This window comes from Saccharopolyspora kobensis (genome assembly GCF_900108315.1).
Lineage (GTDB): Bacteria > Actinomycetota > Actinomycetes > Mycobacteriales > Pseudonocardiaceae > Saccharopolyspora > Saccharopolyspora kobensis.
The window spans coordinates 138,319-160,086 of the sequence record NZ_FNVB01000004.1 but is presented as its reverse complement, the minus strand read 5'-3'; the positions used below and the strand labels follow the sequence as shown (position 1 = coordinate 160,086).

The window sequence follows — 21,768 nt, the reverse complement described above, 5'->3', positions numbered from 1 at the left end:
CGCGGGCCGCCCCGGATGACGGCCCGCGCTCGATCGGTCAGCTCGTCAGCAGGCGGGCGCTCGAGTTTCGCCACCCGCCGGCTCTCAGCCCAGTTCGATGATCAGGTCCCCGCCTTCGACCTGCTGGACCTTTCCGATGGCCAGGCGCTTGACCTGTCCGGCGGACGGGGCGGTGATCGCCGCTTCCATCTTCATCGCCTCGATGGTGGCGATGGTCTGGCCCGACTCCACCGCGTCGCCCTCGCCGACCGACAGCGTCACCACACCGGCGAACGGTGCGGGCACGTGGCCCGGGTTGGACCGGTCGGCCTTCTCCGCGACCGGCAGGTCGGTGGCCACCGAGCGGTCGCGGACCTGGATCGGCCGCAGCTGGCCGTTCAGCGTCGCCATCACCGTGCGCAGGCCGCGCTCGTCGGGCTCGCTGATCGCTTCGAGGCCGATGAGCAGCCGCACGCCCGGCTCCAGGTCGACCGGGAACTCCTCGCCCGGCCGCAGGCCGTAGAAGAAGTCCTTGCTGCGCAGCAGGGAGGTGTCGCCGTAGGCCTCGCGGTGCTCGGTGAACTCCTTGGTGGGCTTGGCGAACAGCAGCCGGTTCAGCGTGCTGCGGCGGTCGGTGGCCAGCCCGTTGCGGTCCTCTTCGGACAGTTCCGCGACGCGGCGGACCGCGGTGCGTCCCTCCAGCGCGCGGGTGCGGAACGGCTCCGGCCAGCCCGCGGGCGGCTCACCGAGCTCGCCCTGCAGGAACCCGATCACCGAGTCCGGGATGTCGAACTTGCGCGGGTCGCTCTCGAAGTCCGCCGGGTCCACGCCCGCGCCGACCAGGTGCAGCGCCAGGTCTCCGACCACCTTCGACGACGGCGTGACCTTCACCAGCCTGCCCAGGATCCGGTCGGCCGCGGCGTACATCGCCTCGATCTCCTCGAACTTGTCGCCGAGGCCGAGCGCCACGGCCTGGGTGCGCAGGTTGGACAGCTGACCGCCGGGGATCTCGTGCTTGTACACCCGGCCGGTGGGCGAGGCCAGCCCCGCCTCGAACGGCTGGTAGATCTTGCGCACCGACTCCCAGTACGGCTCCATGTCGCACACCGCCTGCAGGTCCAGCCCGGTGGCCTGCTCGGTGTAGTCGGTGGCGGCGACCACCGAGGACAGCGCGGGCTGCGAGGTGGTGCCCGACATCGACGCGGTCGCGGCGTCCACCGCGTCCGCGCCCGCCTGCACCGCCGCCAGGTAGGTGGCCAGCTGACCGCCCGGCGTGTCGTGGGTGTGCAGGTGCACCGGCAGGTCGAACTCCCGGCGCAGCGCGGTCACCAGCTTCGCCGCGGCGGGCGCGCGCAGCAGCCCGGCCATGTCCTTGATGGCCAGCACGTGCGCACCGGCGTCCACGATCTGCTCGGCCAGCCGCAGGTAGTAGTCCAGCGTGTAGAGCTTCTCGTCCGGGTCGGACAGGTCGGCGGTGTAGCACAGCGCCACCTCGGCGACCGACCTCCCGGTGGCCCGCACCGCCTCGATCGCCGGGCGCATCTGCTCGACGTCGTTGAGCGCGTCGAAGATCCGGAAGATGTCGATGCCGGTGTCGGTGGCCTCCTGCACGAAGTGCTCGGTCACCTCGGTCGGGTAGGGCGTGTAGCCGACGGTGTTGCGGCCGCGCAGCAGCATCTGCAGGCAGATGTTGGGCACCGCCTCGCGGAGCTTGGCCAGCCGCTCCCACGGGTCCTCGGCGAGGAACCGCAGCGCCACGTCGTAGGTCGCGCCGCCCCAGCACTCCAGGGACAGCAGCTCCGGCGTCATCCGCGCCACGTGCGGCGCGATGGCGAGCAGGTCCTTGCTGCGCACCCGGGTGGCCAGCAGCGACTGGTGGGCGTCGCGGAAGGTCGTGTCGGTCACGCCGAGGGCCTTGGACTCGCGCAGCCAGCTCGCGAAGCCCTCCGGGCCGAGCTCGACCAGCTTCTGCTTGGAACCGGCGGGCGGCGGCACCGACAGGTCGGTGGCGGGCAGCTTGAACACCGGGTCCGGGGTGGTCGGGCGCGGGCCGTTGGGGCGGTTGACGGTGACGTCGGCGAGGTAGTTGAGCAGCCTGGTGCCGCGGTCGGCGGAGTGCCGGGCGGTCAGCAGGTGCGGGCGCTCGCCGATGAACGAGGTGGTGACCTTGCCCGCGGCGAAGTCAGGGTCGTCCAGCACGGCCTGCAGGAACGGGATGTTCGTGGAGACCCCGCGGATGCGGAACTCGGCTACGGCGCGCCGCGCCCGCCCGACCGCGGTGGCGAAGTCGCGGCCCCGGCAGGAGAGCTTGACCAGCATCGAGTCGAAGTGCGCGCTGACGCTGGTACCCGCGAAGGCGGTGCCGCCGTCGAGCCGGATGCCCGCCCCGCCCGGCGAGCGGTAGGCGCTGATCATGCCGGTGTCCGGGCGGAATCCGTTGGCCGGGTCCTCGGTGGTGATGCGGCACTGCAGGGCGGCGCCGCGCAGCCGGATCGCGTCCTGGGTCATGCCGAGGTCTTCCAGCGTCTCGCCCGCCGCGATGCGCAGCTGCGACTGCACCAGGTCGGCGTCGGTGACCTCCTCGGTGACCGTGTGCTCGACCTGGATGCGCGGGTTCATCTCGATGAACACGTGGCGGCCCTGCTCGTCGACCAGGAACTCCACGGTGCCCGCGTTGACGTAGCCGATCTTGCGGGCGAAGGCGACCGCGTCGGCGCAGATCCGCTCCCGCAGCTGCGGGTCGAGGTTGGGGGCCGGGGCGATCTCGATGACCTTCTGGTGGCGGCGCTGCACCGAGCAGTCCCGCTCGTAGAGGTGGATCACGTTGCCCGCGGCGTCGGCGAGGATCTGCACCTCGATGTGGCGCGGGTTGATGACCGCCTGCTCCAGGAACACCGTCGGGTCGCCGAAGGCCGATTCCGCTTCGCGCATCGCGGCTTCCAGCGCCTCGCGCAGCCCGCCGAGCTCGTCGACGCGGCGCATGCCGCGCCCGCCACCGCCGGCGACGGCCTTGACGAACACCGGGAAGGTCATCTCCTCGGCGGCGGACAGCAGCTCGTCGATGTCGCGCGACGGCGACGAGGAGTCCAGCACCGGCACCCCGGCCTCGCGGGCGGCGGCGACCGCGGTCGCCTTGTTGCCGGTCATCTGCAGGATCTCGTGGCCGGGGCCGACGAAGGTGATCCCGGCTTCCCGGCACGCCCGGGCCAGTTCGGGGTTCTCCGACAGGAACCCGTAACCGGGGTAGACGGCGTCGGCGCCCGCCTGCCGCGCGGCCTTGATGATCTCCTCGACGGAGAGGTAGGCGCGGACCGGGTGCCCTGGCTCGCCGATCTCGTAGGACTCGTCGGCTTTCAAGCGGTGCAGCGAATTGCGGTCTTCGTGCGGGAACACCGCCACGGTGCCCGCACCCAGCTCGTAAGCGGCGCGGAACGCGCGGATCGCAATCTCACCGCGGTTCGCTACGAGAACCTTGCGGAACATACCGGCTCCTCGGTTGGCGGGTGTCGGTCAGTGCACAGCACAGTACCGCGAAAATTCCCTCTTCCGGGAGAACCTCCCGAGTGATGGACACCTCGATAGCTCCATGACCTGCCCAAACCTCAAGATCTCACAAGGTCTGGACCAAAAGAAAAACCGAGATAATTTCACTTCATGCAATTTTCGATCACTTACTCGCGGCCCAGCCATGGCGTCGCACCGATCGTCCCCGATCGGCGGCTGGACGGCCCGCCGCGAACCGCAGGACCGTGGTCCGGACGGAAGTTCGCCCTGCGCGACACGGGGAGCCCCGATGCCACTCCCGAACCCCTACGTCCTCGACCCCGACGCCACCGACGTCCACGGCGAAGCCACCGCCCTGCGCGAGCGCGGCCCGGCCACCCCGGTCGAACTCCCCGGGCGGGTCACCGCCTGGGCGGTCACCGACCCCGACCTGCTGCGCCGCCTGCTCACCGATCCGCGGGTGTCGAAGGACCCGCGGCAGCACTGGCCCGCGTGGATCGCGGGCGAGATCCCGCCCGACTGGCCGCTGGTGAGCTGGGTGGCGGTGGAGAACATGTTCACCGCTTACGGCCCGGAGCACCGCAGGCTGCGCTCGCTGGTCTCCGGCGCGTTCACCATGCGCCGCATCGCGGCGCTGCGACCGGAGATCGAGAGCATCGTCGCCGAACTGCTCGACGACCTCGCCGCCGACGCGGGCGGTCCCCCGGTCGACCTCCGCGAGCGGTACGCGTACTCGCTGCCGATCGACGTCATCTGCCGGCTGGTCGGGTTCCCCGACGACGGTTCCCGCGCGCAGCTGCGGCGGATCGTCGACACGGTCTTCGACACCACCGCGGAACCCGGCGTGGCGGCGGCGGGCATGCTGGAAGCACACCAGCTGTTCGGCGAGCTGGTCGAGGCCAAGCGCCGCGAACCCGGCGACGACCTGGCCAGCGCGATGCTCGCGGTGCGGGACGAGAACGACTCCCGGCTGAGCGAGGCCGAGCTGACCGGCACGATCTTCCTGCTGCTGGGCGCCGGGCACGAGACGACCGTCAACCTGCTCGACCACGCGATCACGGCCCTGCTCACCCACCGCGACCAGCTCGACCGGGTGCTGGCCGGGCAGAACTCGTGGCACGACGTGATCGAGGAGACGCTGCGCTGGCAACCGCCGGTGTCCAACCTCCCGCTGCGCTACGCGGTCGAGGACATAAAGCTGGACGGCCTGACGATCCGCCGCGGCGAACCGATCCTGGCGGCCTACGCGGCGGCGGGCCGCGACCCGCGCCACCCCGAGGCCGACCGCTTCGACATCACCCGCGAGAACAAGGAACACCTGTCGTTCGGCCACGGCGTCCACTTCTGCCTCGGCGCGCCCCTGGCGCGCCTCGAAGCCGAAATCGCCCTCCCAGGGCTCTTCGCCCGCTTCCCGGACATGTCGCTGGCGGTGCCGGTGACCGAGCTGCGACCGATGGGTTCGCTGATGTCCAACGGGCACCGAGAACTACCGGTCCACCTGACGCCCTGAACCGGCGCCTTCCGGGAAGCAGCACCGCTGGCGCTCCGCCGCGTGCGCATGGGGCGCTCTCGCGCGAAATCGCGGACACGCACCGAGGTCAGGACTTCTCCAGGTACTCCGCTCGTTCCGCGTCCACCACCTCGGCCACCATCCGGGCCAGGCCCGGGTGGTCGGCGAGGGTCGGGTCCGCGGCGACGACCTGGGCCGCTTCTTCGCGGGCCTGGGCGATCACGTCCTCGTCGCGGAGCAGGGAGAGCATCTTCAGGCCCGACTTCCGGCCGGACTGGGCCGCGCCGAGGACGTCGCCCTCGCGGCGCAGTTCCAGGTCCAGGCGGGCCAGTTCGAAGCCGTCGGTGGTGGAGGCGACCGCGTCCAGCCGCTCGCGCGTGGTGGTGCCGCCCATCGCCTCGGTGACCAGCAGGCACAGGCCCGGCGCGCTGCCCCGGCCGACGCGGCCGCGCAGCTGGTGCAGCTGGCTGACGCCGAACCGGTCCGCGTCCATGATCACCATCACCGTGGCGTTCGGGACGTTCACGCCGACCTCGACGACCGTGGTCGCCACCAGCACGTCCACCTCGCCCGCGGCGAAGGCGCGCATCACGGCGTCCTTGTCGTCGGCGGGCAGCCGCCCGTGCAGGATTCCCAGCCGCAGGCCCGAAAGCGGCCCGGCCGCGAGCTTCTCGGCCACGTCGAGCACCGCCAGCGGCGGGCGGCGCTCCTCGCCGTCCTCCGGCGGCGGCTCCTCGCCGCCCTCGTCGCTGTCGTCCACCGCGGTCTTGCGGGCCTTCTTCTTGCCCTTGCCCGAGGTCTCCTCGTCGTCGCCGATGCGCGGGCACACCACGTACACCTGGTGCCCGGCCGCGACCTCCTCGTGGATGCGCGCCCAGGCCCGGTCCAGCCAGGTCGGCTTCTCCGCCACCGGCACCACGCTGGTGCTGATCGGCGAGCGGCCCTGCGGGAGTTCCCGCAGCGCCGAGGTCTCCAGATCGCCGTAGACGGTCATCGCCACGGTGCGCGGGATGGGCGTCGCGGTCATCACCAGCACGTGCGGTGAAGACTCCTCGCCGCCGCGGGCGCGCAGGGCGTCGCGCTGCTCCACGCCGAACCGGTGCTGCTCGTCGACCACCACCAGGCCCAGGTCGGCGAACGAGACGCGGTCCTGGATCAGCGCGTGCGTGCCGACCACGATCCCGGCTTCACCGGAAGCCGCCTCCAGCAGCGCCTTCTTGCGCTGCGCCGCACCGAGCGATCCGGTCAGCAGCGTGACGCGGGTGGCCTTCTCGTCCGCGCCGAGCTCGCCGGCCATGGCCAGATCGCCGAGCAGTTCCCGCAGCGAGCGGGCGTGCTGCGCGGCCAGCACCTCGGTCGGGGCGAGCATCGCCGCCTGCCTGCCCGCGTCGACCACCTGCAGCATCGCGCGCAGCGCCACGATCGTCTTGCCGCTGCCGACCTCGCCCTGCACCAGGCGGTTCATCGGGTGCTCGACGGTCAGATCGGCGGCGACCTGCTCGCCGATCTCCTGCTGCCCCTTGGTCAGCTCGAAGGGCAGCCGCCGGTCGAAGGCGGCCAGCACGCCGTCGTCGCGGCGCGGGCAGACCGGTGCCGGGTGCGCCTTGGTCGATCCGCGCAGCTGGGCCAGCACCAGCTGCACCGACAGGGCCTCGTCCCACTTCAACCGGTCCTGCGCCTTCGCCACGTCGGCGAAGGTCTTCGGGCGGTGGATCTTGCGCAGCGCCGACTCCAGATCGGCCAGGCCCAGCCGGTCGCGCAGCTCCGCGGGCAGCGGGTCGTCGGTGCCGTCCCAGACGTCGAGCACCTGCGACACGCACTGCGCGAGCGACCACGACGGCAGGCCCTGCGCCGACGGGTAGACCGGGATCAGCGCGGAGGCGAACTCCTCGGCGGCCGAGCCGAGATCGGTCGCCTCGTCGTCGAACAGCTGGTACTCGGGGTGCGCGAGCTGCAGCTGCTGGTGGTAGGAGGTGACCTTGCCCGCGAACATCCCGCGGCGGCCCACCAGCAGCTCCCGCTCCCGCCAGGCCTGGTTGAAGAAGGTGCAGCTCAGCGACCGGTGACCATCGGTGATGCGGGCCTCGACGATGGTGCCGCGGCGGGACTTCATGGTGCGCTTGGTGACCCGCTCGACCTTCGCCAGCACGGTGGCGTGCTCGCCGATCTCCAGCCCCGCGATGGCGGTGAGCTCGCCGCGCTCGGCGTAGCGGCGCGGGTAGTGGCGCAGCAGGTCGCCGACGGTCTCCAGGCCCAGCGCCGAGTCGAGCGCCTTGGCCGACTTGGCGCCGAGCACCCGGTCGAGCTTCGCGTCCAATGTGGTCACTGCTGGTCCTCCGCCAAGAGCCTGTCTTCGAACCTGGTCCCGGTCTTCGTCCTTTGAAGCGGCGAAGCCGCTCGGCCCGCCCTCGCAACCGGCACCGCCGCGGGTTCTCAGCGTTCGCCTGGCGAGGACGGCCCTGACGTTGTCCATTGGTAGTCAGGGCACCCGGAGTCCAGGCCCGCGCTGAGGTTCCGCCACTCGCACCGCCGCGCAGAACGAGTGCCAGGCAATCCCTCGGGCACTCCGCAAGTTAGCGGACCGCACCGACGCCGCGATCAGTCGGTGGCGCCTCCGCGCCGCGGCTGCCCAGCCGCCAGCCCAGCCATCCCGCGAGGGCACCGGCCAGCAGCAGCCAGCCGGACCCCGGCGGGTCCACGGCGTCCCGGTAGCTCGGGGCGTCCAGGTTGGCCAGCGTGGTCAGCACCACGGTGCCGAGCAGCGTCGAGCCGAACACGCCCAGCGCCGCCCCGGCCCACGCCAGCCCGCGGCGCTTCAGCACGCCGCCGAGCCCGAAGACGCTCCAGACCGCGGCGACCACCAGCCACCACACGAGCTGGCCGAACACGAAGTCGCGCAGCGGGCTCGAATCGTCCGGCGCTCCGGAGAACGTCCACTCGACGGTGATCGGGTCGGGCAGCCGGGAGCTCAGCGCCAGCGGGATCGCGATCATCAGCAGCGCGACGAGCAGCGTCCAGCCACCCACGAACCAGAGGTACCGCCTCCGGACACCCACGCCGCCTCCCGCGCGACTCGACGACCGGTGTCGACAGTACCGTGTGCCCAGGTCAGGCCACCGCGACCGGCTCGGATCGCGCCGCGACCGGCCACCGCCGGAGCAGCACCGCGGCCAGCAGCGCCATCAGCACCCACCCGACCAGGCCGGTCATCCCGACGAACACCAGGTTCGGCGGCGCCGCGGCCGAGCCCAGCAACATCGGCAGCCCGGCCGATGCGTTGATCGCCCCGTGCGCCAGGACCGCGGGCCACACGCTGCCCGAGCGCAGCCGCAGCCAGCCCAGCAGGATTCCGAGGAGCACGCAGGTGCCGGTGAACACCAGCGCCGCCCACGGGCCGAGATTCGCGTAGTTGTAGCCGAGCAGGGTCAGCGGCGCGTGCCACACGCCCCAGATCGCCCCGGAGATCAGCAGCGCGGGCCACACCCCGCGCTCGGCCAGCCGGGGCAGCAGCCAGCCCCGCCAGCCCCACTCCTCGCCGAAGGCCAGCGCGGAGTTGATCAGCGGGGCGATCAGGGCCATCGCCACCAGCTGGATCGCCACCACCGACCCGACGCCGACCGGCGCGCCCAGCTCGCCCACCGCCGCGGCGAACAGGCTGAACTCCTCCAGGTCGAGCACCAGCAGACCGAGCGCCGCGCTCACCGCGACGGCCACCGCGCTGAACAGGACGGTGCCGAACCACGCCGCCAGCAGCAGCACGACGGTCCGCTTCGGGCGCGGGCCGAAGGTCAGGCCGGTCTCCCGCGCCCACTCGCGGGCCGGCGTCCGGCGGTCCACCAGCCGCACCGCGAGCACGCCCAGCGCGGGCGTGAACATCATCGCGGAGGCGATGAGCACGAACGAAGTGGTGAGGCCGAGCCACAGCGGCGCGGCGATCAGCCACGCGCCACCCAGCGCGACGGCCAGGAACACCCACAGATCACGACGGTTCACGGTTCCCCCTCAGAGCGCGGAACGTTCGGTGATGAGCGCGTTGACCAGTTCCGCACCGCGCTCCGGGTTGTCGACGCTGATGTAGAAGTTGCGGCCCGAGGTCAGCCGGAGGGCCAGGCATTCGCCGCCGCGGAGCATGATCGCGGTGCTGGTGGGCAGCACCCGGTAGCCCCAGCCGCCGACCTCCAGCGCGCGCCGGGTCTCCACCCGCGCGCTGTCGATCTGCTCCAGCCGGATCCGCCGGACAGGCCAGCGCAGCGGGCCGAACGAGGCGTGCACGCCGTTCTCGTCCACCTGCACCCGCGCCGAGGCGACGACGATCACCGGCACCCCGGCCAGCAGCGGCGCCACCGCCGCCATCGGGAGTTGCAGCACGACCAGCGCGACGCCGACGAGCAGCGCGACCACGCCGACGACCTGCATCGGCCGGTTCCGCACCGAAGACACCCACACCGCGCGCTGCCCGGGCTTCAGCCTGAGCTCGGCGACGCCCTCCGCCGGCTCCACCCTCTCGTCCGGGCCTCGGTTGCCCGTGAACCAGCCGAGCCAGCCCGCCAGCGCGGTGGCGGCGAGGAGCAGGAGCACGTGCCAGAACGGCAGCGCCTTCGCCTGCTGCCACTCGGCGGCGTCGAGGTTCGCCCAGAGCGTCGACGCCAGGAGACCGGCGGAGAAGACCGCACCTCCGGCGAGGGTCGCGACCGCGGCTGCCCTGCTGGCCCGTCGCCGCCACCCGCTGACCCCGATCGCCACCCCGACCACCGCGATGACCAGCCACAATCCCACGCCGACCCAGGTGGAAGCGGTGACCGACATCGATCCGTCGGGTTCGCCCGAAGCTCCCCAGTGCGAGGCCATCGGATCGGGCACCCGGTCCCGCACGGCCAGCGTCCCGGCCAGCAGCACCGCGGCCACGGCGACCGTCCAAGCTCCTGAAGCCGCCAGGAATCGGGTGCGGTAGGTCATCTCGCCTCCAGAGGTCTTCCGCAGCGGATCTGCGGTCCTACTTCTCGGCTGCTATCCACTCGACGACGACGTCGGGCCCGTAGCCGTGCCGCCCGGCCTCGTCCAGCAGGTCCCGGAGCTTCTGGCGCAGCGCCGCCTCGGGATCCGGGCGGCGCAGCACGGTGACGCCGCGCCCGCGCCTGAACTCCAGCAGCCCTTCTTCCCGCAGCTCGCGCAGCGCGCGGAGCACGGTGTTGGCGTTGATCTGCATCGCGACCGCGAGGTCCCGCGCGGGCGGCAACCGGTCGCCCGGCTCGACCTCGCCGGCCGCGATGGCGCGCCGGATGGCGTCCGCGGCCTGCTCGTGCAGCGGACGCTCGTCGTGCAAGTCCAACGAGAGCAACATGGTGCTAATGAGGCTAGCACCATTCATGTCTTACTCGTCGCCGGATGCCGTGAACCGCTTGAAAAGGACATCTGACCAGCGGGGGCGCTGTGCGGTCGCATCCGGCGAGGACGCGGCGAGGTGGAGCGCGACAGCGCTGGTTACTCGACGCCGAGGAGGAGGAGCGCGTCGAGGTGGCCCGCCGGGTAGTCGGCGAGCTCGACCTCCGGGTGGGCCCGGCGGAGGTGGTCGGCCAGGTCCTCGGCCAGGCCGGCCGGGGCATCGGCGGGGATCAGCGCGGTGACCAGCTCGCCACCGGTGCTGAGCATCCGCGCCGCCAGGTCGCGGGCCGCTGCGGGCACGTCGTCGCCGATCAGCACCACTTCGCCGTCGATCAGACCGAGCACGTCCCCCGGCAGGCAGCGGCCGACCCAGGTCAGCGCCTCGGCGTCGGCGATGCGCAGCTCCCCGCGCCGGGTCGCCGCGGCGGCTTCGGCCATCGCGACCTGGTCGTCGGCCCGGCGTCGCGTCGGGTCGTGCACGGCCAGCGCGGCCAGGCCCTGCACCGGCGACGCCGTGGGCACCACCACCACGTCCGGCCCACCGTCGAGCACCCCGGCGGCCCGCTCCACCAGCGCCGCGGTGTCCGGATCGTTCGGCAGCACCACCACGTGCGCCGCCCCGGTCGCTTCGGCGGCCTCGCCGAGCCGGGCGGCGGCCTGCTCCGGCCCGGCGACGAGCACGTCCGCGCCCTCCGCGGCGAACAGGCTCCCCAGCTCCTCGTCGGGCACGCAGACCAGCACCGCGGCCTCGCGCGCGAACGCCGCCCGCTGGTCGGCGAACCGGGTGACCTTGATGTTGCGGACCCGCCCGCAGTCGATGCCCGATTCGATCGCCGCACCGATGTCGTCGCAGTGCACGTGCACCGCCCACGCGCCAGCACCGTCGCCGACCACCGACACGCAGTCACCGAACCCGCAGAGCACCTCGCGCAGCGCCGCCGCCCGCTCCTGATCAGTGTCGCCGAGCAGGTACATGACCTCGTACTCGTACTGCGATTCGTGCTCCAGGACGCCCGGCTCGCCGGGCAGCGGAGCCTCCGGGGCCAGCCGCTCGCCATCCCGGACGACGGAGTGCAGCGCATCGAGCACCACGACGAATCCCCGCCCACCGGCATCGACGACCCCGGCGTCCGAGAGCGCGGAGAGCTGCGCGGGCGTCGCGGCCAGGGCGTCGACGGCCGCACGGGTCGCGCCGTGCACCACCACGTCGAGCCGATCCGATCCGCCCGCACCGCGCGCCGCAGCGCGCAAGACCGTCAGCGCGGTGCCCTCGACCGGCTCGGCGAGCGCTTCGCGAGCGAGCTCGTCGGCCCGGGTCAGCGCCGCGCGGAGATCGCGCCCGTCCGCGGCCGTCACGCCCTGGAGCTGCTCGGCCACGCCGCGCATGGCCTGCGAGAACAGCACACCGGAATTCCCGCAGGCACCACCGAGCGCGCCTCTGGCGAGGGCGCTGAGCACACCGCCGAGCGTGTCGGGGGCGGCCGCGTCCAGCTCGGCCACCGCGGCCCGCATCGTCTGCAGCAGATTGGTCCCGGTGTCGCCGTCGGCCACCGGGTAGACGTTGATCCGGTCGATCGCAGCGCGCTCCGCGACGAGCGCTGCCAGGGCGAGGTCGGCCCAGCGCCGGGCCGCCGCCGCATCCAGCGTCCGCAACAACCGGACCTCCTCGTACGATCGGATTCGTCCGAGACTAGATGAAGTGATCCCGGACTCGTCCTGCGTGGCGGTGCAGGTCGCGGAACCGCAGCACCCGCGCCATTGCTCCCCCACCGCCGGAGGGGCCGTCGGCGGTGGGCTACACTGATCCGGTCCCAGGGTGGCGATGACCCAGGGCGACCGGATCTTCCGGGCTCAGGCCGCCGCCAACGGCGACAGCAAGCTCTCACGCAAGTGGGTGTCCTTGCGTGGCTCTCATCGCTGTAACCGTCAAGCAAAGTAAGGGGTGTCTGACGTGGCTGCCGTCTGCGACGTCTGCGGCAAGGGACCAGGCTTCGGCAACTCGGTCTCGCACTCCCACCGGAAGACCCGTCGCCGGTGGAACCCGAACATTCAGACCGTCCACGCCAAGATCGGCCTCTCGCAGCGCAAGCGCATCAACGCTTGCACCTCCTGCCTGAAGGCCGGCAAGGTCGTCCGCGGCTGAAACCGCACAGCGCTCAAGAACCCCGAGGTCATCCGCACCTCGGGGTTTTTGCTGCACCCGCGCCCACCTGACGCCGGTCACGAGGTGTGGTGCCGCCACCGGGGCTCCACCTCGGCCCACTCCGCTTCCCAGGCCAGCATCCTGCGGTGCTGGACCCACGCGCGCGAGAGCAGCAGGGCCAGCGTGGTGACCAGGGCCGATCCGAGCAGGACTCCCGCTCCCGCCAGGCCCGCCGCTTCGGTCGCGTCGCTCCGGGTCAGCGGTGGCCCGGTCACCTGACCGCGGTCGTCCAGCCACACCGGGATGGTGCCCGCGGCGGGCACCCTGGCCGGCAGGTCCAGCACGGCGAAGCGCTCGTCGGGCTGCTGGCCCCAGCGCACCGCGACCGGGCGGTGGCTGGTCGTTGCGCTGGGCAGCTCGGCAACCACCGTCGCCACCACCTGGTGCCTGCTCGCCTGCTCCCGCTCGACAGCGGCCAGGCGGGTGTTCAGCTCGTTCTGCGCCACCGAGAAGGCCAGCACCGCGGTGACCACCGCGATCAGCACGACGAGCAGCAGCGCGATCGGCTCGAAGAGGTCGGTGCGGCGGCGCAGCGGGTTCGCACCCGGGAACGCCCTGCGGATCAGGCACCGCAGGCCGCTGGTGTTCCGATCGGCTCCCATGGCGAGCCTTCTTCCACCCGAGCGCAACTTCCCCGGCAAGGGTCAATGTACGACTGGGCGGCGGCGAAATCCACACGCCGCGACCTGCGTGAACGGCGTCAGAGCCGGTCGGCGGAGCCGTCCGCGCCTTTGCAAGCGGCGGCAGCCGCTTTGACCACCTACGCAGGCTGACCACCGGCGGGTTCTGAGTGCTTTCCTCGCGAGGACGGCCCCTCCGCCGCGTATTGCGGCATACATCAGGAGGGGCACCCGCAGTCCAGGGAAGCACTCAGGTTCCGCTAGGTGACCACGCAAGCAACGCAACCACCGGCAAGCTCTTACGGGAGCTTCCAGTCGATGGGTTCGACGCCCTTGGCCGCCAGCAGCTCGTTGACCCGGCTGAACGGCCGCGATCCGAAGAAGCCGCGGTCGGCCGACATCGGGCTGGGATGCGGCGACTCGACGCAGTCCACCCCGGGCATCAGCGGCCGGAGGTCGCGGGCGTCGCGGCCCCACAGGATCGCCACCAGCGGCGACTCGCGGGCGGCGAGCGCGCGGATGGCCTGCGCGGTGACCTGCTCCCAGCCCTTTCCGCGGTGCGAACCGGGCTTGCGCGGCTCGACCGTCAGGCTCCTGTTGAGCAGCAGCACGCCGCGTTCGGTCCACGGCGTCAGGTCACCGCTGGTGGGCAGCGGGTGCCCCAGGTCCTCGGTGTACTCGCGGTAGATGTTGACCAGGCTGCGCGGCGGCGCGACGCCGGGGGCGACCGAGAAGCTCAGGCCCACCGCGTGGCCGGGCGTCGGGTACGGGTCCTGCCCGACGATCAGCACCCGCACCTCGTGGAACGGCTGCTGGAACGCGCGGAGCACGTGCTCGGGGGCGGGCAGGTACTGCCGTCCCGCGGCGACCTCGGAGCGCAGGAACTCGCCCATCTCCTTGACCTGATCGGCGACCGGGGCGAGGGCCTCCGCCCACCCGGCCTCGACGAGTTCGTGCAGTGGACGCGCGGTCATGCACAGCACCCTAGCGAGCCGCCGAGATCAGCCAACGGCACCCCCGAGATCCACCCCCAAACCCGTCAACGTGATGCACGTCACACACGATCGAAGTAACACTCGGTGCGATATTGCGCACGCTCGTGACCGACCGTCACACGAACGCGTCATTTCCGCTAGTCATCCGGCGAATTCGGGTGTCAAATCCGCAACCCGCTGGAGCATGGTTCCGACCGCCGGAACGGTGCTCCGACACATAAAGGAAATACCATCGGAATGCGTCGATCACGGCCATTTGGTGGCCTACAAGTGGCCGCTGGGCTAGGTTCTGGCGAAGTTGTCGATCGACCACGGCCGTGGACGGCATGACCCGGAGGTGGGCCGCAAACTCATGACTTCGCAGGAAACCGAAACATCGCCCGAACAGCGGTCACTGCTGCGCCGCGCAGTCGGCGCCGCCGCAATCGGAAACTGCACGGAGTGGTACGACTTCGGCGTATACGCCTACGTCGCGGTCTACATCGGTCACCAGTTCTTTCCCGGGCCGCTGGAGACGGTCTCCGCGTTCGGCGTCTTCGCCATCTCGTTCCTGTTCAGGCCGCTGGGCAGCCTGTTCTTCGGGCCGCTGGGCGACCGGATCGGGCGGCAGAAGGTACTCGCCCTGACCATCTTGCTGATGTCGGGCTCCACATTCGTCATCGGATTGTTGCCGACCTACAGCGCCATCGGGATCTTCGCGCCGATGCTGTTGCTGCTGTGCCGCTTGTTGCAGGGCTTCTCCACCGGCGGTGAATACGGTGGCGCGGCCACCTACATCGCCGAGTTCGCGCCCGACCGCAAGCGCGGTTTCTGGGGCAGCTGGCTGGAATTCGGAACGCTGGCCGGATTCGGCCTCGGCGCCCTGGTGCCGACGATCCTGATCTTGAATCTGGACAGCGCCTCGATGGAGAGCTGGGGCTGGCGCATTCCGTTCCTGATCGCCGGTCCGCTCGGCGGCGTCGGTCTCTACCTCCGGAGCAAGCTGGAGGACACCCCGGCGTTCAAGCAGCTGGAGGAGACCCACCAGGTCGCCAAGTCGCCGCTGAAGGACCTGGTCAAGGAGTGGTGGCGGCAGCTGCTGATCCTGATGGGCATCGTGGTTCTGATCAACATCGCGAACTACACGATCCTGACCTACATGGAGACCTACCTGAAGGACACCCTCCACGTGGCTCCCGGCCAGGAGTACCAGGTGCTGGTCCCGCTGCTGCTCACCGTGCTGTTCATGATGGTGATCATCACGCCGGTCGGCGCGCTGTCGGACCGGATCGGCCGCAAACCGCTGTTCCTGTCCGCGGCGATCTGCTTCCTGATCCTGCCGATCCCGGCGTTCATGCTGATCGCGCAGGGCACGGTGCTCACGACGGTCTGCGGTCTGGCGCTGCTGGCGATCGGGCACGTGCAGCTGATCGGCCCGCTGGCCGCGACGCTGCCCGCGATGTTCCCGACCAAGGTCCGCTACGCGGCCTTCTGCATCGGCTACAACTTCTCCACCGCGATCTTCGGCGGCACCGCGCCGCTGGTGAACGACGCGGTCGTCAAGGGCACCGGGAACACCTTCTTCCCGGCGTACTACCTGATGGCGGCCGCACTGGTGGCGCTGGTGCCGATCCTGCTGATGAAGGAGACCGCACGCCAGCCGCTGATGCAGGAAGCGCCGTCCGCGGCGAAGTCCGCGACGAGCTGACGACATCGCAGAAGGGCCCGGTGCGCTGCGGCGCACCGGGCCCTTCTGCACTTCGCTCGCAAGCGGCGCAGCCGCTCGGCCCGCCGTGGCGACTTGCACCGGGTTCTCACACGTCTCCTGGCGAGGACAGCTCCGACGCCGTGTCGGCATGCGTCAGGAGGATCGCGTCCGGGGTGCCGCCATGCGAGACGCGCCTAGAACAGGCTCACCGCCAGTGCTCCCAGCCGATCGGGCCTTCGTACTGGGCACCGTCGACGGTGACGCCCTCGCCTTCGGCGACCACGCCGATCTCCCGCCAGCCCTCCGGCAGCGCCTGGCCCGCCGGGAACGTCGCGGCCAGCGCCTGGTCCTCGCCGCCGGTGAGCACCCAGTGCCGGGCGTCGGCGCCGAGCGCGGAAGCCACCTCGGTCAGCCGCTGCGGCACCTCCACCTGCTCGGTGCGGACGTCGATGCCGACCTGCGAGGCCGCCGCGATGTGGCCCAGGTCGGCCAGCAGCCCGTCGGAGGTGTCGACCATGGACGTCGCCCCGGCCAGCGCCGCCTGCGGGCCCGCCGCGTACGGCGGTTCCGGGACGCGGTGGGCGCCCACGACCGCGACCGGCGAGCGGAAGCCGCGCCCGAGCACCGCCAGCCCGGCCGCCGACCAGCCCAGCCGGCCGGCCACCGCGACCACGTCGCCGGGCCGCGCGCCCGCGCGGGTCACCGGCTCCCGGCCCTGCAGGTCGCCGAGCGCTGTGACCGAGATCGTCAGTGAGCTCGCCGACACCATGTCGCCGCCGATGATGCCGATGCCGAGCTGCTGTGCTTCTTCCCACATGCCGTCGAGCAGCTCGTCGGCGACCTTGGCGGGCAGGTCCGGGGCGCAGCCGAGCCCGACCAGCAGGCCGGTGGGCACCGCGCCCATCGCGGCGATGTCGGAGAGGTTGACCGCGACGGCCTTGCGGCCCACCTGGTGCGGCGTGGACCAGTCGAGGCGGAAGTGCACCTGCTCGACCAGCACGTCGGTGGTCGCCACCACCCGCCCATCGGGAGCCGCCAGGACCGCGGCGTCGTCCCCCGGACCGAGCACGGTGCCGGGTGACTGAACCCGGCCCGATGTCACTCGACCGATGAGACCGAACTCACCCAACTGGGAAACGGTCTGTGCGTCCTGTGATGAATCAGGACCCAACTGGGACCTTCCTTCCTTGAGCATCCGCTCGGTCCGATGGGGTAGCTTTCTGCCAGTTTCCTACCCCGAGCACATCGGCAAGACGAAGGGGCACGCCGTGGTTCAGGCTTACATCCTCATCCAGACCGAAGTCGGCAAGGCAGCTGCGGTGGCCGGCGAGATCAAGGACTTCCAGGGAGTCCTCAGCGCCGAGGACGTCACCGGTCCGTATGACGTGATCGTGCGCGCCGAAGCGGACAACGTCGACCAGCTCGGCAAGATGGTCGTCGCCAAGATCCAGAACGTGGAGGGCATCACCCGGACCCTCACCTGTCCGGTGGTGCACCTGTGATCCTGCCGAGGTGACGAGCGCCCTCCGGTCCCGTGCGGGCTGCGGCTCAACGGGATCCGAGGGTGCTCCGCACCGCAGGAGCGACCCGCGGCCAGGCCGGTGCCCAGCACCGATGGCGGCCGTGTTGTAGTGGACGACGTGGTTCACCAATCAGCGACCGGAGTGCCCCGGCCGGTGTTGATCGTGGCGATCACGCTCGGTGCGCTCCTCGCCCTGGCGGTCGCCGGCATCGGCACGTACGGCTGGTACAGCGCTCGGCAGGAGCAGCTCGCGGTGGAAGAAGCCGAGCAGGCCCGCCGCACGGGCCCGTTGGCCCTCGCACCCATCCCCGCGCCCGAGGCGGAGTCGCCGGAGTGCGCGGCGGTCGTCGGCGCGCTGCCGCGCGAGCTCAAGGTCGGTGACGCGCTGGTCCCGCGCCGCGAGCTGGCGCAGCCCGCACCGCCCGCGACGATCGCGTGGGGCGACGGCGACCACGACCCGATCACGGTGCGCTGCGGCATCGACGCGCCCGCCGAGCTGACGCCCACCGCCCAGCTGGTCGACGTCTCCGGCGTGAGCTGGCTGGAGATCAACCAGGGCGGCGACACCTCGTGGCTGGCGGTCGACCGCCCGGTCTACGTCGCGCTCAGCGTTCCCGGCGGCACCGGTACCGGACCGCTGCAGGACCTCTCGGCCGTCCTCGGCGAGAAGCTCCCGAAGCAACCCGTCTTCCCCTGACGTCCCGGGCCGGAGATCCACTAGCTTCGGCGCATGAGCGCCACCCTGCTCCACGTGAGCGACCCGCACCTGACCGACGACCCCGCCTCGGCCGAACGGCTGCGGCGGGTGCTCGACCTGTCCGCGGCTCGCCGCCCCGACGCGGTCGTGGTCACCGGCGACATCAGCGATCACGGCGAACCGGCGGAGTACCAGGTCTTCGCCGAGGCGATGCGGGACCGGCCGCCGTGGATCGCCATCCCGGGCAACCACGACGATCCGGCCACCTTGCGCGCCGAGCTGCGGCAGGACCGCTGCCCGGTCATCGAAGCCGGGCAGGTCCGGGTGATCGGGCTGGACGTCACGGTGCCCGGCGAGGACCACGGCTTCCTCCGCAAGGAGACCGCGCGCTCCGCCGAAGCCGCGGCGCAGGGAGCGGACCAGGTGGTGCTCGCGGTGCACCAGCCGCCGGTCCTGATCGGGCACTCCTACGTCGACGCCATTCCGCTCACCAACCCCGAAGCGCTGTCCGGGCTGATCCAGCGGATCCCGCGCGTGGTGGCCGTGCTCTCCGGACACGTGCACACGCCGCTGGTGTCCTCGCTGGCCGGTGTGCCGGTGCTCGGAGCTCCGGGCGTCGTGTCCGAACTCGGTATCGCGCCGAACCGCCGGCCGCTGCTGTCCAGCGATGGCCCGCCCGGCATGGCCCTGCACCGCATCGACGACGACGGCACCGTGACCACGACGTTCCACCACGCCGTTTGACGCAGCACGGCCCCGGTCTCCGCGGTGGGGCCGGGGCCGTCCGGGATCAGCGCAGGCCGGTGCCGCGGGTGATCGCCGTGTCGATGAGGGTGGCCAGCAGGGTCGGGTAGTCCACGCCGCTGTGCGCCCACATCCGCGGGTACAGCGAGATCGACGTGAAGCCCGGCATCGTGTTGACCTCGTTGACGATCAGCTCGCCGGCCTCGGACAGGAAGAAGTCGACCCGGGCCAGGCCCTGGCACTCCAGCGCGCGGAAGGCGCGCACCGCGTCCGAGCGCAGCTGCTCGATCGCGTCGTCGCCGATCTTGGCCGGGATGTCGAACTCGGTGACGTCGTCGAGGTACTTGGACTCGTAGTCGTACCAGTCGGTTTCGCCGGTGACGCGCAGTTCGGCGGGCTGCGAGGCCTCGATGCGGCCGTCCGGGAACTCCAGCACGCCGCACTCGATCTCGCGGCCGACCACCGCGGCCTCGATGATCACCTTCGGGTCGGTGCGCCGCGCCTCGGCGATCGCGGCGTCCAGGTCGGCCCAGTCGGTGACCTTGCTGATGCCCAGCGACGAGCCGGCGCGCGCGGGCTTGACGAACACCGGCAGCCCGAGCCGCTCCCGCTGCGCGTCGTCCAGGGTGGCCTGATCGCGGCGCAGGACCTCGTAGCGGCCGACCGCCAGGCCCTCCGCGGCGAGCAGCTTCTTGGTGTACTCCTTGTCCATCGACACCGCGCTGGACAGCACGCCCGGCCCGACGTAGGGCACGTCGGCCATCTCCAGCAGGCCCTGGATGGTGCCGTCCTCGCCGAAGGCGCCGTGCAGCACCGGGAACACCACGTCGACGGCAGCCAGCACCTCGCCGCCCCGCTCCGGCTCCAGAAGCACCAGGTCGCGCTTGGTGGGGTCGCCGGGCAGCGCGATGGCGGTGCCCGCCTCGACCGCGGGCTCCCTGCGGTCCCGGATCGCCAGCTGCTCCGGGTCGTCGGTGCCGAGCACCCAGGCGCCCTCGCGGGTGATGCCGACCGGCACGATCTCGAAGCGGTCCGGGTCCAGGTGCGCGAGCACGCTGCCTGCGGACACGCAGGAAATGCCGTGTTCGGTGCTGCGGCCGCCGAAGACGACCGCCACCCGGGTCTTGCGCTGTGTCATGGGCCGGACCCTACCTGCCCAGCCATGATGTCGTTTCACAACCTGCGCCCGCCCAGATCACCCGAACGACCCTCCGCGATCACTCCGATGCGCTCCGCACGCACCTCTCCCCCGGCGTGTCGGACACCAGACACGCCGAGGCGCGTCATCGGCCCCGCCCCCAGCGCGGAGGACCTCCGCAATTTCAATTGAAATCGGACGTCTGATTTCAATTGAAATTGCCGCACGCCCGGCGCCGAGCCCTGGCACGGGACGCGCCGAGGGCCAGGGGACGGCCGGGGCTCAGGGGTGGCAGAGGCTCGGGGACGGCACGGACTCAGGGGTGGTAGGGCTCAGGGGTGGCCGGGACTCGGGGTCGGTAGGGCTCAGGGGTGGCAGAGGTGGGCGACGATCGGGAGGGCGCGGGCGAGTTCGTCCCGGGAGCACGCGGCGTATCCGAGGGCCAGGCCGAACCACTGCTGCGGGCCGCAGTGATGCCGCCGCAGGCCGTCGAGGACCAGACCGTGCTCCTCCGCCTCGGCGACCACTCGCTGCTCCGCCTCCGCGTCCGGCAGGGGCAGCACCACGTGCGCGCCTGCGCGGTCGCCGAACACCTCCACGCCCTCGCTCGCCAGGCCCTCCACCACCAGCGCCCGGCGCTGGGAGAGCTCCCGCCGCAAGCGGCGCAGGTGCCTGCCGAGGTCCCCGTTTCGGGCGAACTCCGCCAGCACTCGCTGGCCCGCGGCCGCCGGGCTCGTGCCGGTGAGCTCGCGGCGCTCCACCACCGCCGCGGCGACCCGGTCCGGGGCGAGCATCCAGCCCACGCCCAGCGTCGGCGAGATGATCTTGCTCGTGGTGCCCAGGTGCACCACGACGTCCGGTGCCATCGACGCGAGCACCGGCAGCGGCGCGACGTCGTAGCGCAGCTCCCCGTCGTAGTCGTCCTCGACGATCAGCCACCCCTCGGCGCGCGCCCGCTCCACCAGCGCGATCCGGCGCTCCGCGGGCAACCGTCCGCCGATCGGGTACTGGTGCGCCGGGGAGCAGTAGACCGCGCGCACGCCCTCCGGGATGGCGTCGACCACGATCCCGGCGTGGTCCACCCGGGCCGGGACGACCCGCACGCCGACCGACTTCAGCGCGCCGACCGCGCGCTGGTAGCCGGGCTCCTCCACCGCGATGGCATCGCCCGGCTCCAGCACGGCGGACGCCAGCTCGATGACCGCGGCGGTGGTGCCGCCGGTGGCCAGCACGTTGTCGACGGTCAGCCCGCCCAGCACCAGACCGCGGTGCCGCAGCAGGTGCTCGACGACGGCTTCCCGGTAGGCGGGCACGCCCGCTCGGTGCGGCTTCCAGTCCGGAGCCACATCGGCCGCCGCCCGCCACGCCCGCCGCCACGCCGCTCGGTCGATGCCCTCGGCCCAGGGCACGCCCGGCGTCAGCACCACGTTCGGCTGCGGGGCCTCGCCCGCGACCCGGGCTCCGCGGTCCGGCCCTTCCACCCGCGCACCGGGCGGGCTCGTCGTGACGTAGGTCCCCGAGCCGTGCCGGCCGGCGATCCAGCCCTCGGCGTGCAGCTGCTCGTAAGCGGCGGCCGTCACGGTGCGGCTGACTTCCAGGTGCCGGGCGAGCGCGCGGGTCGACGGCAACCGGTCGCCGCCGCGCAGCTGGCCGATGGTGGCCGCGTGCCGGAGCGCGTCGGCGAGCTGAACGGCGAGCGGTCGCGGGTCGTCGCGGCGCAGGTCGATGGCGAGCTCCAGCAGCGGTGAGCTCGCGGGCACGGCATGTGGCATTTCGAAATTCTCCCC

At 71.9% G+C, this 21,768-nt stretch carries 18 protein-coding genes; 6 read left to right on the top strand and 12 right to left on the bottom strand.

What is annotated here, in order from left to right; genetic code table 11:
* Positions 1-84: 84 nt before the first annotated feature.
* The gene (locus C4T78_RS13570) at positions 85-3,462 is read right to left on the bottom strand and encodes a pyruvate carboxylase (protein ID WP_093357493.1); all 3,378 of its coding nucleotides are present in this window, start codon (positions 3,460-3,462) and stop codon (positions 85-87) included.
* 310 nt (positions 3,463-3,772) lie between these two features.
* Between C4T78_RS13570 and C4T78_RS13565 the strand changes: the two genes are divergently transcribed.
* Positions 3,773-4,993: a cytochrome P450 family protein gene (locus C4T78_RS13565; RefSeq protein ID WP_093357494.1), complete on the top strand. Its 1,221-nt coding sequence runs from the start codon at positions 3,773-3,775 to the stop codon at positions 4,991-4,993.
* Between the two features lie 88 nt (positions 4,994-5,081).
* On the opposite strand, the gene recG is transcribed toward C4T78_RS13565, so the two are convergent.
* The 6 genes from recG to C4T78_RS13535 all read right to left on the bottom strand — a co-directional run bounded on the left by recG (position 5,082) and on the right by C4T78_RS13535 (position 12,031).
* Complete coding sequence (recG, locus tag C4T78_RS13560; protein WP_093357495.1) at positions 5,082-7,319, bottom strand: ATP-dependent DNA helicase RecG; 2,238 nt, start codon at positions 7,317-7,319, stop codon at positions 5,082-5,084.
* 247 nt (positions 7,320-7,566) lie between these two features.
* Complete coding sequence (locus tag C4T78_RS13555) at positions 7,567-8,049, bottom strand: hypothetical protein (RefSeq protein WP_093146685.1); 483 nt, start codon at positions 8,047-8,049, stop codon at positions 7,567-7,569.
* Between the two features lie 52 nt (positions 8,050-8,101).
* The gene (locus C4T78_RS13550) at positions 8,102-8,986 is read right to left on the bottom strand and encodes a CPBP family intramembrane glutamic endopeptidase (RefSeq protein ID WP_093357496.1); all 885 of its coding nucleotides are present in this window, start codon (positions 8,984-8,986) and stop codon (positions 8,102-8,104) included.
* Between the two features lie 9 nt (positions 8,987-8,995).
* Positions 8,996-9,949: a DUF1648 domain-containing protein gene (locus C4T78_RS13545; RefSeq protein ID WP_107916156.1), complete on the bottom strand. Its 954-nt coding sequence runs from the start codon at positions 9,947-9,949 to the stop codon at positions 8,996-8,998.
* A 37-nt stretch (positions 9,950-9,986) separates the two neighbouring features.
* Positions 9,987-10,334, bottom strand: coding sequence for a GntR family transcriptional regulator (locus tag C4T78_RS13540; protein WP_177247780.1), 348 nt, complete (start codon positions 10,332-10,334; stop codon positions 9,987-9,989).
* Between the two features lie 140 nt (positions 10,335-10,474).
* Positions 10,475-12,031, bottom strand: a complete 1,557-nt coding sequence (locus tag C4T78_RS13535; RefSeq protein WP_093357498.1) for a DAK2 domain-containing protein — start codon at positions 12,029-12,031, stop codon at positions 10,475-10,477.
* A gap of 295 nt (positions 12,032-12,326) precedes the next feature.
* On the opposite strand from C4T78_RS13535, the gene rpmB reads away from it, so the two are divergent.
* Positions 12,327-12,518: a 50S ribosomal protein L28 gene (gene rpmB / locus C4T78_RS13530; protein WP_093146689.1), complete on the top strand. Its 192-nt coding sequence runs from the start codon at positions 12,327-12,329 to the stop codon at positions 12,516-12,518.
* Positions 12,519-12,595: 77 nt separating this feature from the next.
* On the opposite strand, the gene C4T78_RS13525 is transcribed toward rpmB, so the two are convergent.
* Positions 12,596-13,180, bottom strand: a complete 585-nt coding sequence (locus C4T78_RS13525; RefSeq protein WP_093357499.1) for an Rv1733c family protein — start codon at positions 13,178-13,180, stop codon at positions 12,596-12,598.
* Positions 13,181-13,497: 317 nt separating this feature from the next.
* Complete coding sequence (locus tag C4T78_RS13520; protein WP_093357500.1) at positions 13,498-14,172, bottom strand: uracil-DNA glycosylase; 675 nt, start codon at positions 14,170-14,172, stop codon at positions 13,498-13,500.
* A gap of 373 nt (positions 14,173-14,545) precedes the next feature.
* Here C4T78_RS13520 and C4T78_RS13515 point away from each other — a divergent pair, with 373 nt between their 5' ends.
* Positions 14,546-15,880: an MFS transporter gene (locus C4T78_RS13515; RefSeq protein ID WP_093357501.1), complete on the top strand. Its 1,335-nt coding sequence runs from the start codon at positions 14,546-14,548 to the stop codon at positions 15,878-15,880.
* 205 nt (positions 15,881-16,085) lie between these two features.
* Here C4T78_RS13515 and C4T78_RS13510 read toward each other — a convergent pair whose 3' ends face one another.
* Positions 16,086-17,051 (bottom strand): thiamine-phosphate kinase, encoded by a 966-nt coding sequence (locus C4T78_RS13510; protein WP_093357503.1) that lies wholly within the window; start codon positions 17,049-17,051, stop codon positions 16,086-16,088.
* 97 nt (positions 17,052-17,148) lie between these two features.
* Between C4T78_RS13510 and C4T78_RS13505 the strand changes: the two genes are divergently transcribed.
* The 3 genes from C4T78_RS13505 to C4T78_RS13495 all read left to right on the top strand — a co-directional run bounded on the left by C4T78_RS13505 (position 17,149) and on the right by C4T78_RS13495 (position 18,843).
* The gene (locus C4T78_RS13505) at positions 17,149-17,382 is read left to right on the top strand and encodes an Lrp/AsnC ligand binding domain-containing protein (RefSeq protein ID WP_093146694.1); all 234 of its coding nucleotides are present in this window, start codon (positions 17,149-17,151) and stop codon (positions 17,380-17,382) included.
* A gap of 183 nt (positions 17,383-17,565) precedes the next feature.
* Entirely contained in the window at positions 17,566-18,099 is a 534-nt protein-coding gene (locus C4T78_RS13500) for a DUF3515 domain-containing protein (RefSeq protein WP_309599276.1), read from the top strand.
* Between the two features lie 33 nt (positions 18,100-18,132).
* A complete protein-coding gene (locus tag C4T78_RS13495; RefSeq protein WP_093357505.1) occupies positions 18,133-18,843 on the top strand; it encodes a metallophosphoesterase family protein in 711 nt (236 codons plus the stop codon).
* Between the two features lie 46 nt (positions 18,844-18,889).
* On the opposite strand, the gene C4T78_RS13490 is transcribed toward C4T78_RS13495, so the two are convergent.
* Both C4T78_RS13490 and pdxR read right to left on the bottom strand, forming a co-directional pair.
* Positions 18,890-19,981, bottom strand: a complete 1,092-nt coding sequence (locus C4T78_RS13490) for a D-alanine--D-alanine ligase family protein (RefSeq protein ID WP_093357507.1) — start codon at positions 19,979-19,981, stop codon at positions 18,890-18,892.
* 365 nt (positions 19,982-20,346) lie between these two features.
* Positions 20,347-21,753: a MocR-like pyridoxine biosynthesis transcription factor PdxR gene (pdxR, locus tag C4T78_RS13485; protein WP_093357508.1), complete on the bottom strand. Its 1,407-nt coding sequence runs from the start codon at positions 21,751-21,753 to the stop codon at positions 20,347-20,349.
* Between the last annotated feature and the right edge of the window lie 15 nt (positions 21,754-21,768).

Excerpts from the sequence above, each read along its gene's own strand:
- C4T78_RS13570 (WP_093357493.1), bottom strand. The coding sequence starts at position 3,462 with ATGTTCCGCAAGGTTCTCGTAGCGAACCGCGGTGAGATTGCGATCCGC.
- C4T78_RS13565 (WP_093357494.1), top strand. The coding sequence starts at position 3,773 with ATGCCACTCCCGAACCCCTACGTCCTCGACCCCGACGCCACCGACGTC.
- C4T78_RS13545 (WP_107916156.1), bottom strand. The coding sequence starts at position 9,949 with ATGACCTACCGCACCCGATTCCTGGCGGCTTCAGGAGCTTGGACGGTC.
- C4T78_RS13540 (WP_177247780.1), bottom strand. The coding sequence starts at position 10,334 with ATGTTGCTCTCGTTGGACTTGCACGACGAGCGTCCGCTGCACGAGCAG.
- C4T78_RS13525 (WP_093357499.1), bottom strand. The coding sequence starts at position 13,180 with ATGGGAGCCGATCGGAACACCAGCGGCCTGCGGTGCCTGATCCGCAGG.
- C4T78_RS13520 (WP_093357500.1), bottom strand. The coding sequence starts at position 14,172 with ATGACCGCGCGTCCACTGCACGAACTCGTCGAGGCCGGGTGGGCGGAG.
- C4T78_RS13515 (WP_093357501.1), top strand. The coding sequence starts at position 14,546 with ATGACTTCGCAGGAAACCGAAACATCGCCCGAACAGCGGTCACTGCTG.
- C4T78_RS13495 (WP_093357505.1), top strand. The coding sequence starts at position 18,133 with ATGAGCGCCACCCTGCTCCACGTGAGCGACCCGCACCTGACCGACGAC.
- C4T78_RS13490 (WP_093357507.1), bottom strand. The coding sequence starts at position 19,981 with ATGACACAGCGCAAGACCCGGGTGGCGGTCGTCTTCGGCGGCCGCAGC.
- pdxR (WP_093357508.1), bottom strand. The coding sequence starts at position 21,753 with ATGCCACATGCCGTGCCCGCGAGCTCACCGCTGCTGGAGCTCGCCATC.